This window comes from Pseudomonas sp. JL27(2026), assembly GCF_056933555.1.
In genome coordinates, this window is sequence record NZ_CM167794.1 from 4,565,199 (window position 1) to 4,578,093 (window position 12,895).

General features: G+C 61.2%; 6 protein-coding genes. All 6 read left to right on the plus strand.

Features of this window, described 5'->3' with window-relative positions:
- Positions 1-4: 4 nt before the first annotated feature.
- Entirely contained in the window at positions 5-1,528 is a 1,524-nt protein-coding gene (locus AC1Z1G_RS20725) for a fumarate hydratase (protein WP_347901700.1), read from the plus strand.
- A 267-nt stretch (positions 1,529-1,795) separates the two neighbouring features.
- Entirely contained in the window at positions 1,796-6,328 is a 4,533-nt protein-coding gene (locus tag AC1Z1G_RS20730) for a SpvB/TcaC N-terminal domain-containing protein (protein ID WP_483627936.1), read from the plus strand.
- Positions 6,325-6,567 (plus strand): hypothetical protein, encoded by a 243-nt coding sequence (locus AC1Z1G_RS20735; RefSeq protein ID WP_483622245.1) that lies wholly within the window; start codon positions 6,325-6,327, stop codon positions 6,565-6,567. Before AC1Z1G_RS20730 ends, AC1Z1G_RS20735 begins: the two co-directional genes overlap by 4 nt.
- Positions 6,551-9,379: an RHS repeat domain-containing protein gene (locus tag AC1Z1G_RS20740; protein ID WP_483622246.1), complete on the plus strand. Its 2,829-nt coding sequence runs from the start codon at positions 6,551-6,553 to the stop codon at positions 9,377-9,379. The genes AC1Z1G_RS20735 and AC1Z1G_RS20740 overlap by 17 nt, the downstream gene beginning before the upstream one ends.
- 80 nt (positions 9,380-9,459) lie before the next feature.
- The gene (locus AC1Z1G_RS20745) at positions 9,460-11,235 is read left to right on the plus strand and encodes a sensor histidine kinase (RefSeq protein ID WP_483622247.1); all 1,776 of its coding nucleotides are present in this window, start codon (positions 9,460-9,462) and stop codon (positions 11,233-11,235) included.
- Complete coding sequence (locus tag AC1Z1G_RS20750) at positions 11,220-12,548, plus strand: sigma-54-dependent transcriptional regulator (protein ID WP_483622248.1); 1,329 nt, start codon at positions 11,220-11,222, stop codon at positions 12,546-12,548. The genes AC1Z1G_RS20745 and AC1Z1G_RS20750 overlap by 16 nt, the downstream gene beginning before the upstream one ends.
- Positions 12,549-12,895: the final 347 nt, after the last annotated feature.

The window sequence follows — 12,895 nt, forward strand, 5'->3', positions numbered from 1 at the left end:
ACTCATGACCGTGATCAAGCAAGACGACCTGATTCAGAGCGTTGCCGACGCCCTGCAGTTCATTTCCTACTACCACCCCGTGGATTTCATCCAGGCCATGCACGAGGCCTACCTGCGTGAAGAATCGCCGGCAGCCCGCGATTCGATGGCGCAGATCCTGATCAACTCGCGCATGTGCGCCACCGGCCACCGCCCGATCTGCCAGGACACCGGCATCGTGACCGTGTTCGTTCGCGTGGGCATGGACGTGCGCTGGGATGGCGCCACCATGGGCCTGGACGACATGATCAACGAAGGCGTGCGTCGCGCTTACAACCTGCCGGAAAACGTCCTGCGTGCCTCGATCCTCGCCGACCCGGCGGGCGCTCGCAAGAACACCAAGGACAACACCCCGGCGGTGATCCACTACTCCATCGTGCCCGGTAACACCGTGGAAGTGGACGTGGCAGCCAAGGGCGGCGGTTCCGAGAACAAGTCGAAAATGGCCATGCTCAACCCATCCGACTCGATCGTTGACTGGGTACTGAAAACCGTTCCCGAAATGGGCGCTGGCTGGTGCCCACCGGGCATGCTCGGCATCGGCATCGGCGGCACCGCCGAGAAAGCCGCCGTCATGGCCAAGGAAGTGTTGATGGAGTCCATCGACATTCACGAGCTGAAGGCTCGCGGCCCGCAGAACCGTATCGAAGAGATGCGCCTGGAGCTGTTCGAGAAGGTCAACCAACTGGGCATCGGCGCTCAGGGCCTGGGCGGCCTGACCACCGTGCTCGACGTGAAGATCATGGATTACCCGACCCACGCCGCATCGTTGCCGGTGTGCATGATCCCCAACTGCGCCGCCACCCGCCACGCGCACTTCGTGCTCGATGGCACAGGCCCGGCGTCGCTGGAAGCGCCACCGCTGGATGCCTACCCGGAAATCGTCTGGGAAGCCGGCCCATCGGCCCGTCGCGTCAACCTCGACACCCTGACGCCTGAAGACGTACAGAGCTGGAAGCCGGGCGAAACCGTCCTGCTCAACGGCAAGATGCTCACCGGTCGCGACGCCGCGCACAAGCGCATGGTCGAGATGCTGAACAAAGGTGAAACCTTGCCGGTGGACCTCAAGGGTCGCTTCATCTACTACGTCGGCCCGGTTGACCCGGTGCGCGAAGAAGTGGTTGGCCCGGCGGGCCCGACCACGGCCACGCGGATGGACAAGTTCACCCGTCAGATCCTCGAGCAAACCGGCCTGCTGGGCATGATCGGCAAATCCGAACGCGGCCCGACCGCCATCGAAGCGATCAAGGACCACAAAGCGGTTTACTTGATGGCTGTTGGCGGCGCGGCTTACCTGGTGGCGCAAGCCATCAAGAAATCGCGCGTTGTCGCGTTCGCCGAACTGGGGATGGAAGCCATCTACGAGTTCGACGTCAAAGACATGCCCGTGACCGTTGCGGTCGACAGCAAGGGCGAGTCGGTGCACATCACCGGCCCGGCCATCTGGCAGCAAAAAATCAGTGAAAGCCTGGCGGTAGAAGTGCAGTAAGCCTTCAACCTGCCCACTGAACGAAAGCCGCGCTGTTTGCAGAAACAGCGCGGCTTTTTTTCGCCTCCGGTTTCAGGGCCGGGCGTTTAACAATCCGCGATAAGTAACTTATTTTCCAGACTCATATGTTCTAAAAACTCCCCTCCTACCTGTCAGATCTGACAGGTTACGTCCCCCTTGCAAGTTGATAGCGTGAAGCCTGTTCGCCGTGCGTCACAGGGCATGGTGCAGCGTCTGCACCTGCATGGCTGGAAACAGGAACGTCACATGGAAGATCAGGCATCGCAAAGCATTACCCCACCGTCCATTGCCAAGAGTGCGTCGATTACCACCCTCGGCAAAAGCTGGGGTGCGGTCGGTACCAGCGGCAAGGCATCCTTCGAACTGCCTTTGCCGATTACGCCGGGGCGTGGCTTTGCTCCGGCGCTGGGGCTGAGCTACAACAGCCAGGCGGGCAACGGCCCGTGCGGTTTTGGCTGGCGTTTGAGTGTCAATGCCATTACCCGCCAGACCAGCAAGGGCGTACCCCGTTATCTCGCCGACGATGTGATAGTCGGGCCCGGTGGCGATGAATGGATGCCGGAACGCGATGACAGTGGCCAGATCAAGTCCCGTTCTGAAGACAGCTACAACGGCGAGCCTGTTGGCACACATTCGGTGGTCCGTTACTGGCCCCGGGTCGAAGGCGCCTTCGACCTGGTCGAGCTCTGGCAACCGAGCATCAAGCCCAACCAGCCACCCTTTTGGCTGGTGCATGGGGCTGACGGCAGTTTGCATGTTTACGGCAAGACCGAGGCAACGCGGGGCGCTGACCCGCAAGACGCATTACGGGTTGGGGTCTGGCTGCTGCTCGAGAGCATGAATGCCCATGGCGAACACATCGTCTTCGAGTACAAGGCCGACGACGCAACGCCCTCTCCCGGCCAACCTCACGACTTCAGCGCCCAGCGTTACCTGAGCCGTGTGCTGTACGGCAACGCCCAGGCCAGCGAGCATCTGTATGCCTGGGCTCTGGAGAACCCCGCCACTGTGGACTGGCATTTCCATCTGGTGTTCGACTACGGCGAGCGGACCCTCGACTGGAGCGAGAGGCCGGTTTACGGCGAACCGTTTCTGGACCCGAAAGACCACTACGGTGAATGGCTCACCCGGCGTGATCCATTCTTTACCTATGGCTACGGGTTTGAATTGAGTACCCGTCGCCTCTGTCACCAGGTCCTGATGTTTCACCACTTCCCCAAGGAACTGGGACCCAAGCCTGCGCTGGTCAAGCGTCTGTTGCTGGAGTACCTGCCGGAACCGGCGTTCTACAGCCAATTGCAGGCGGCGCACTATCACGCCTATGACGCCAGCGGTGTGCTGGAAGCTATGCCGCCCATGGAGTTTGAATATTCACCCTTCGACCTCAATACCCAGTCGACACCGTTTTTCCCCTTCGAACACATGCCCGGTGTTCAGGATGAGCAGTACCACCAATGCGTCGATCTCTACGGCGAAGGCGTTCCGGGGTTTCTCTGCCGATACGACCAGAGCTGGTACTACCGCGAACCGATACGCGGGACCGATACCCCCGACGACATCAGCTACAGCCCCTGGCAGGCGCTGCCGACCATTCCGGTCGCCGATGGCAGCAGAACGATCAAACAGTCGCTCACCGACCTGACCGGCGACAGCCGCCTGGACTGGATCGTCGCCCAACCGTCCGTCAGCGGTTTCTACACCCTGAACCCGGACCGCAGTTGGTCGCCGTTCAGTGTGTTCACTGCATTTCCTTTGGAGTTCTTCAACGTCCTCGCGCAATTTGGTGACCTGACAGGGAGCGGCCTGCACTCACTGGCGCTGATCGGCCCCAAAAGCGTGCGCCTGTATGGCAGCCTTCGCGAAGACGGTTTCGCGCCCGCACAGGACATTCCCCACCTGCCGGCCGACGACAATCTGCCGCTGTTCAGCAACTCGCGCAGCGAGCTGGTGTTTCTGGGCCATACCCTGTGCACCGACTTGCCAGACTTGTGCCGCATTCGCCACGACGAAATCAAATGCTGGCCGAACCTGGGCCACGGGCGTTTCGGCAAGGGTTTCGTCATGAGCCCCCTGCCCTTCGACTACGCCACATTCGATTCGGCGCGGGTGCGAATCGCCGACTTGGACGGCTCTGGTGCGCCAGCACTGATTTACCTCGATTCGGATCACTTCGAGATCTACCTCAATCGAGGCGGTAATAGGCTGGAGCAGGAGCCGGTTCGCGTGGCGTGGCCCGAGGGCATTCGCTACGACACCCTGAGCCAGGTCAGCTTCGCCGACCTGCAAGGGCTTGGGTGTGCCAGCCTGATTCTGACCGTACCGCATATGTCGCCACGGCACTGGCGTTATGACTTTGTCGCAGCACGACCCTACGCACTGGTCGCCTCCAATAACAACATGGGCTGCTCCGCGACCGTTCGCTACCGCAGTTCGGCGCAGGAATGGCTGGACGAAAAACGCCAAGGGTCCACCCCTGAAAAACCATTGGCGTGTTACCTGCCGCTCCCTGTGCAAGTGGTCAACCGGCAAACCCAACTCGACGAAATCACCGGCAACTGCCTGACTCAGCGTTTCAACTACTTCCAGGGTTACTACGACAGCCATGACCGTGAATTTCGCGGCTTCGGCCTGCTGCATCAGACCGACAGCGAAACCAGCCCCGAGGAAGGCGAAACCGGTTTTACCGCCCCCGTCCAGTCCCGCACCTGGTTCCATACGGGACGCCTGGTGGACCTGCCTCGCGAGGGTTACTTCAACGGCGATGACCAGGCCCAGCCATTGGGCAATACGCTGATCAGCCTTTATCACGAGAGCGACTGCGCCGATCAGGTGTTCGAACCCGTTGATCAGGACACGCTGCACGAAATCGCCCGCAGCCTGAGCGGCTCGGTACTGCGTGTGGAGGTATTCGCCACTGAAGATGAACCCGCCACGGCAGTGCCGTACTCGGTGGAACAATCGCGTTACCTGGTGCGTAAACTTCGGCCCATGGCGCCTCATCATCCTCACGCGATCGTCATGCCGCTGCTGGCTGAAAAAATCAGCTACCAGTACGAGCGCTTTGTCGATGACCCGCTGTGTCGGCATGACATCACCCTGCAGTGGGACCGCTTCGGTACACCCACCCACTCGTTCACCATCAGTTATGCCCGGCGCAAAGTCGAAGGGGATGCCCCACCGTTCAAAGATCCCGATCACGCCCAATGGTGGCGCGATGCCCATGATGACGCCCAGCAGAGCTATTACCTGAGTGAGGCTCGCGCGGAATTCATCCACCTGGACACGCAGCAAGGCTGGCGACTGGCCCTGCCCTGGCGCCAGCGCGGCAACGCATTGGTACTGCCCAAGGGATCGCTCCCTTCCGGGCTCAAGCCTGACGATATTTCGTATGAGCGCTTCAACCAGTTCCAGGCCTCAACCGAATGGAACGCCCAGCGGTTGTTGAGCCAGTTATCACGCCAAAGCTATCTGAGTACGAAAGATGGCAGCGTGCTGCCGGACGGTGAGGCTCACTTCGAGGCGCTGGCCGGACCGCAGGAGCTGGCCGAACTGGACAAGACCGCACTGGATGCCTACGACAGCCTGCCGCCGCCGTTCAACATCCGGGAGGAACTGCGAAAAATTCATTTCCACCCCATGACACTGTTTCTCGAGCCTGATGAAGAAGAGGATCGGCAGGAAAACCTGTGGTCGGGACTCAACGGCTTTACCCGCTATTCGAAACTCGACAAGTTCTACAAAGTGGAGGCCTTCAACGCCACCGTCAGCCACGGCCTCACGCATATCACGTACGACGACTACCACCTGCTGAGCGCTACCGTCACGTTGCCGGATGGCTGTTCCACCCGCGCCGAATACGATTACCACTCGCTTGCCCCCGAACGCGTGATCGATGCCAACGACAATGTGCAGGAAGCGCTCTACGAACCCTCCGGCCAGCCCTTGGCGACCAGTTTCTTCGGCACCGAGAACGGCGTGGGCATCGGTTTCAAGCCCCTTGTCGAACATCAACGCCCCGAGGACCCAAGCCCCGGCACAGCCATCGGCAACCCTGTGGGCGCCTTGCAAAAAGCCGCCAGTTGCATGCGCAAGGATTTGCACAGCTGGATGGGGAGACTCAGTGACTCTGACGCGCTGACCACCGATCACCTGGGCCGGTGGATCGCCCAGGGCTACTTGCTGCCTACCCTGCACATTCGCGCCTGCGCTCGCCATCGCCTGACCCGACTCAAGGTCAGAACCGCTGACGAACAAACGCTGCTGGAACTGATCCGCCGCACGCCGCGAGAACCGGTGCACAGTCTGGTGCTGGCCGCCGATGACTACCCGGACGCGGAAAATGGCCAACAGATCCAGATGCAACTGACCTGCATCGACGGCTTTGGGCGCACGCTGCAAACCAAGCAACTGGTTGAGCCGGGAATGGCCTATGTCGTCAATGAAAGCGGTGAACTGGAGCTTGACCCCAATACCGGCAAACCGAAGGAAAGCCACGCCGCCATGCGCTGGCGGGTCAGCGAACGGGTCGAGTACAACAACAAGGGCCTCGCGGTGCGGGTGTATCGCCCCTACTTTGCCAACGCCTGGCGCTACATCAACGATCAGTCCTTGCGCCAGTTCGGCTATCACGACCAGCAGTTTTACGATCCATTGGGCCGGCCCATCCAGGTCATCAGTGCCAAAGGTCATGTGTCCCGCGAGCACTACCATCCCTGGTACCAGACCAGCGAAGACTTCAATGACACCTATGATCCGGTCCCGGACGAGAACCTGTCATGAACCTTCAGGTGCATCACAACACCCCGCCCCGGATGGTGATCGACGGCCGGGGCCTGCACGTCCGGCAAGTCGAGTACCTGCGCACCGAGGTCAAGACACCCATCCTGGCGTTGATCAGCCAACACCCCCATGACGCCCAGGGGCGACTGACCGCGCAATGGGACCCGCCCGCAACGGTTATCGGGCGTACATCAGTAACGCGGCATTACTTGAGCAGCCCCGATGAAACCGACCACTGATTGGCATACACCAACACTGCGGATCAACGACGGCCGTGGTTTGCCCGTTCGCCACGTCGCGTACTGGCGCAAAACAGCAGGGGCGACGGCACAGGCTCTGGCCACCCGGCACGTCCACGACGCCCTCGGCCGACTGACCGAGCAATGGGACCCGCGCCTGTATGGCTCAGCCCCAAAACCCAATATGACCAGCGCCTATCGGTTGTCCGGTACAGCGCTGCGGGTCGACAGCGTCGACGCCGGCCAGCGCCTGAGCCTGACCGGCATTGCTCATCAGGTGCTGCAACGCTGGGACGCACGCGGCACCCACTGGCAAACCGACTATGACGATCAACTGCGTATCGTCGCCGTGAACCAGCGCCCCGACGGACAAGCGCCTGAGACCCTCGAGCGCCTGACCTACGCGGATGCCACGGGCGACCCGGCGTTCAATCGACGTGGGCAATTGACCCGCCTGATCGACCTTTCCGGCGAGCTGGACATCAACCGCTTCAGCCTCCACGGCCAGCCTCTCGAAGAAACCCGTACCTTTGCCGATGGCCCCGCCTTCACCAGCCACTGGCAGTACAGCGCCAGCGCTCAACTACGCCTGCAAACCGATGCTGCAGGGCATCGGCAACTCAGTCGATTCGATGTTGCCGGGCAGCTCAAGGACATCAGGCTCCAGCTCAAGGATGCCAGCGCGCCGCAAATCATTATCAACGCATTGCACTACAACGCCGCCGGCCAGCTCGAAACGAAAACCAGCGCCAACGGCCTCCTCAGCACCTGGACCTACGACCCCGCCGATGGACGCCTCAGTGCGCTCAAGTCCGGCGTTGCGGGGCATGATTTTCAGCAGGACCTCAGCTACACCTACGACCCCGTGGGCAATGTACTGCACATCGACGACCACACCATGCCCCCGGTATTTTTCGCCAACCAGCGCGTCGACGGCCATCGCAGCTTCACCTACGACTCCCTGTACCAACTCATCAGCGCCAGCGGTTTTGAAGGTGAAACCCCGCACCTGCAACCCGGTTTACCGGAGCTGATCATGCCCGAGGCCCCCGGAGCCCGCTTCAACTACACCCAGCATTACGACTATGACCCAGGTGGCAACCTGACCCGGTTGCGTCATGTTCGCGACGGCCACTGCTACACCCGGTGCATGCGCATCGACCCCCACAGCAATCGCGGCCTGGCGTGGCAGGAAGGCGATCCCGACCCGGTGTTCGACGACGCCTTCGATGCCCATGGCAACCTGAAGGCGCTGAACAACAACCAGCCGCTGCGCTGGAATACCCAGGATCAACTGGCCGACATCACGCTGATCCGACGCGAAACGGGCGTCGACGACAAGGAAACCTATACCTACAGCCAGGGCGCCCGGGTGTACAAGCATCAGGTAACCCAGGCGAAGAGCGTCAGCCACACCCGTGATGTCCGTTACTTGCCGGGGTTGGAGGTCCGCATCCTCGACGACAGTGAAGAACTGCACATCATCACCCTGCCGGGCAGCGTGCGCTGCCTGCACTGGGTCAAGGGCCAACCCGAGGGCATTGATAAAACGCAACTGCGCTACAGCCTCGACGATCACCTGGGCTCCAGCAACCTTGAACTGGGTGAAAAGGGCGAACGGATCAGCCACGAAGTGTATTACCCCTTCGGCAGTACGGCGTGGTGGTCGGCCCGTTCGGCGATAGACGCCGACTACAAGACGGTTCGTTACTCAGGCAAGGAAATGGACGCCAGCGGGTTGTATTACTACGGCGCCCGGTATTACGCGCCGTGGTTGCAGCGCTGGGTCAGTGCCGACCCGGCGGGCGATGTGGATGGGCTTAATCTGTATGCGATGGTGGGGAACAATCCAATCGGTTTCATCGATTCAAATGGCGAAGTCAAATGGCCCAGTGCCGCTGCACTCAACGCGGGCATAGACAGGCTCATCACCTCAGAGAATGCCGGTTATCAAAGAAGCCGCGAGCGACTGGCATCCCGCCGTTTGAGATCGGGCCTGGACGACAGCATCATGAAACACCTGGCAGTCATGGGGATCACGAATCGTGCTGCGCTGGACACCCAACAGCAGATTCTCAACCATCGTTCCGCCTCGGAACATGGGAAATCGACTTTCCGTAGGACGGCAACGTTATTGGTGGGGAACGTTTTGAGTTATGGGGCGGGGATAGCGGTTGGCGTAGGGCTCCAGCCGCTGGCGACAGCCGCACCGGGTGTCGGTAACGTGGCAGTCATCGGCTTGGGATTCGCAGTGAAAAAAGGCGTCAGTGCAGCAGTGGATAAAATTGCTGAAAGCACCGGTTTAAGTGCCTCGGTAAAACTGAAAGCCAGCAATCTGGATCCGGGAGCAATATTCGGACGCGCCGAAGATGAGATGAAGGGCCCGCTGAATAAAGGTTTGAAAAAGTTTCTGAGAGGCATGGATGTAAGCACTACAGCAGGGCAAAAAGACATGACAAAGATGATAGTCGGGGAAGGCCTGAAAGCAGCACTTCCAGCAGTGGGTAGCGCAGCAAGCACCTCATTCAACGCAGTAATGGCAGTCCCTGAAATACTTCATGAAGTGCATGGCGCCGGGAAAGAGATCTCAGAAGGCAAGAGAGACAGACTGGACGCCAACATCACTGATCTGATCGGCGCCTTGAACGCCCATGTGGGTAAAGTTGAAGACTTCTTCCATGCCAATGGCGTCGCCACGTTCAAGGGTGTCGAACTCGAGGAGCTTAAAATGGAAAGTTCGCGAACCGTGACACTTCTGGAGGATACCCGCACCCTCCTCCACTCGCGCTCCTCCCGATTCGAGGCGGCCTAGGCAAAATCATCTCAAAGGCACGTACGCGATCCTGCTGCGTGCTATGGTGCCCACCCGGACACTCACCTGTTTTCTACAGCATGCTGCCAACTTCTCGTACCTTGCGTCTGTCGTTGTATTCGTTGCTGATCCTCGCCGGTGCGGCGATTGCCGCCACCCTGGCCATGCGTCACACCGAGCGCCAGTCCCTGGTGGACGACGCCGCCCGCGCCAATCAGCAACTGGCGCTGTACGCCAACTCCCTGCACACACTGATCGAACGCTACCGCGCCCTGCCCGCCGTGCTGGCGCTGGACCCGGAACTGCGCTCGGCTCTCAATGGCTCAGTCAATGCGGATCAACAAGACCTGCTCAACCACAAGCTCGAGAAGATCAACGGCGCCGCCCAGTCCTCCACGCTCGAACTGCTGGACCACACAGGCTTGGCCGTTGCCGCCAGCAACTGGCGCCTGCCCAGCAGTTACGTCGGCCACAACTACGGTTTCCGCCCCTACTTCAGCCAGACGCGCAGCCAGGGCACCGGGCGTTTTTACGCGGTGGGCGTGACCAGCGGGATTCCCGGCTACTTCCTCTCGAGCGCCGTGACCGGTGACAACGGTGAGTTTCGCGGCGCCATGGTGGTCAAACTCGAGTTTCCGGAACTGGAACGCGAATGGCGCCAGGGCAGCGACACCCTGCTGGTCAGCGACGCCCGGGGCATCGTCTTTATTGCCAATCAGCCGGGGTGGCGCTATCGGCTGCTGAACGCACTCTCGGACACCGATCGCGCCGAACTCAAACTGACCCGCCAGTACGACAAACAACCGCTGACGCCGCTGGACCATCAGCCCATCCGGCACTTTGACGACAACAGCTATCTGGCCCGCGTCAATGGCCCCGACGGATCGGCCGAGTACCTCTGGGAATCGCTGCCCCTGAGTACCGAAGGCTGGACCTTGCACCTGCTGCGTCGCCCGCAGGTTGCCTTTGAAGACCTGCGTAACGCCGGGCTGGCCGCCGCCGGGCTGTGGCTGACGCTGGTGTTTTTGCTGTTGTTCCTCAGCCAGCGCTGGCGTCTGGCCAAACTGCGTCAACGCAGCCGCGAAGAGCTGGAGCGCCTGGTTGATGAGCGCACCCGCGACCTGCGCACCGCCCAGGACGGCCTCGTGCAATCGGCCAAACTGGCGGCGCTGGGGCAGATGTCCGCCGCCCTGGCCCATGAAATCAACCAGCCGCTGACCGCCCAGCGCATGCAACTGGCGACCTTGCGCCTGCTGCTCGATCATGGCCGCGTCGACGATGCCTACAAGGCGCTCAAACCAGTGGACGACATGCTGACCCGCATGGCCGCCCTCACCGGCCACCTCAAGACCTTCGCGCGCAAAAGCCCCAGCGGCTTGCGCGAGCGCCTGGACCTGGCGGCCGTGGTCGACCAGTCCCTGCAACTGCTCGACGCTCGCTTTCGCGACGAACACATTGGCTGCGTGCTCGACCTGACCCGCCCGGCGTGGGTGCGCGGCGATGCGATCCGCCTCGAACAGGTGTTGATCAACCTGCTGCGCAACGCCCTCGACGCCATGCGCGACAAACCACTCAAGCGCCTGGAAATCCGCCTCAAGGCCGATCAGCAGCTTTGGTGTCTGACCGTCGCCGACAGCGGCGGCGGTATTGCCGAGCAGGATTTGCCGAATGTCTTCGACCCGTTCTTCACCACCAAACCGGTGGGCGATGGCCTGGGCCTCGGGTTGGCGGTGTCCTTTGCCATTGTTCATGAACTCGGTGGTCGCTTGATCGCTGGCAACCAGGGTGAGGGCGCGCTGTTTACCCTCACCCTGCCGATCGACCTGGAGGCGCACATTCAATGCTCAACTCAGTAATCGTCGTCGATGACGAAGCGAGCATTCGCAGCGCGGTCGAGCAATGGTTGAGCCTGTCGGGTTTTGACGTGCAACTGTTCAGCCGCGCCGAGGACTGCCTGGCGCAGTTGCCGGCGCATTTTCCCGGGGTGGTGCTCAGCGACGTCCGCATGCCCGGCATGAGCGGCTTGGAACTGCTGGCCCGGCTGCAACAGCTGGACGCCGAACTGCCGGTGATCCTGCTGACGGGCCACGGCGATGTGCCGATGGCCGTCGAAGCGATGCGTGACGGGGCCTACGATTTCCTGGAAAAACCCTTCAGCCCCGAGATGCTGCTAAACAGCTTGCGCCGGGCGCTGGACAAGCGTCGCCTGGTACTGGCAAACCGCGCGCTGCATGAACAAGCCGACAACCGCAGCAAACTCGAGGCCAGCCTGCTCGGTGTGTCACGAGGGTTGCAGACCTTGCGCCGACAAGTGCTGGACCTCGCAGCCTTGCCGGTGAACGTGCTGATTCGTGGTGAAACCGGCAGCGGCAAGGAACTCGTCGCCCGCTGCCTGCACGACTTCGGCCCGCGTGCCGGCAAACCCTTCGTGGCCCTGAACTGCGCGGCCATCCCTGAGCAGTTGTTCGAGGCGGAGCTGTTCGGTCATGAAAGCGGTGCCTTCACGGGCGCGCAGGGCAAACGCATCGGCAAGCTTGAATACGCTGACGGCGGCACGCTGTTCCTCGATGAAATCGAAAGCATGCCGCTGGCCCAGCAAGTCAAACTGCTGCGGGTGCTACAGGAACAGAAACTCGAACGCCTGGGTTCCAACCAGAGCATTCACGTGGACCTGCGCATCATTGCGGCGACCAAACCTGACCTGCTGGATGAGGCCCGCGCCGGACGTTTTCGCGAAGACCTGGCCTATCGGCTGAACGTCGCGGAACTGCGTTTACCGCCATTGCGCGAGCGGCGTGAGGACATTCCGTTGCTGTACGAACACTTCGCTCACACCGCCGCCGAGCGACTGGGGCGCAGTGTTGCACCGCTGAGCGGGCCGCACTTGAGCCGTTTGCTGAGTCACGACTGGCCGGGCAACGTGCGCGAACTGGCGAACGCTGCCGAGCGCCAGGTACTGGGGCTGGATGAACCGGAACCGGTCGGCCCCGAACCCGGCCAATCCCTCGCAGCCCAGCAGGAAGCCTTCGAGGCCCAGTGCCTGCGCGCCGCGTTGACCCGGCACAAAGGCGACATCAAAGCCGTGCTCGAAGAACTGCAACTGCCGCGCCGCACCTTCAACGAAAAGATGCAGCGCCATGGGCTGAGCCGCGAGATGTTTTTGGGGTGAAATCCACCCCTCCCCCTAACCCTCTCCCCTGAGGGGCGAGGGGACAAAGCGCAGTGATCTCAAGAAATACTGCGACCTGAAAGATCGAGTCCCTCTCAGGTTTCAATAAAGCCAAGCTCGCCTCGGTTTTTCAGGTCACAGTATTTTTACCAAACACCTCGGTCAGTCCCCTCGCCCCTCTGGGGAGAGGGTTAGGGTGAGGGGTGGACCTCCCCCCACAAGCGAGTTTCCGCTCATACCCCAACCATCCATAGGCAACAATCCGCTCACCCACTCCCTTAAACCCCTCTAAACCGGCCCTCTGCCCGTTGGCACAGCTCCTGCTATAGCCCAAGCAGGCTGCGCTA

What these genes read in the sequence shown, in the direction of transcription:
- AC1Z1G_RS20725 (WP_347901700.1), top strand. Translation starts at nt 5, where the DNA reads ATGACCGTGATCAAGCAAGACGACCTGATTCAGAGCGTTGCCGACGCC.
- AC1Z1G_RS20730 (WP_483627936.1), top strand. Translation starts at nt 1,796, where the DNA reads ATGGAAGATCAGGCATCGCAAAGCATTACCCCACCGTCCATTGCCAAG.
- AC1Z1G_RS20735 (WP_483622245.1), top strand. Translation starts at nt 6,325, where the DNA reads ATGAACCTTCAGGTGCATCACAACACCCCGCCCCGGATGGTGATCGAC.
- AC1Z1G_RS20740 (WP_483622246.1), top strand. Translation starts at nt 6,551, where the DNA reads ATGAAACCGACCACTGATTGGCATACACCAACACTGCGGATCAACGAC.
- AC1Z1G_RS20745 (WP_483622247.1), top strand. Translation starts at nt 9,460, where the DNA reads ATGCTGCCAACTTCTCGTACCTTGCGTCTGTCGTTGTATTCGTTGCTG.
- AC1Z1G_RS20750 (WP_483622248.1), top strand. Translation starts at nt 11,220, where the DNA reads ATGCTCAACTCAGTAATCGTCGTCGATGACGAAGCGAGCATTCGCAGC.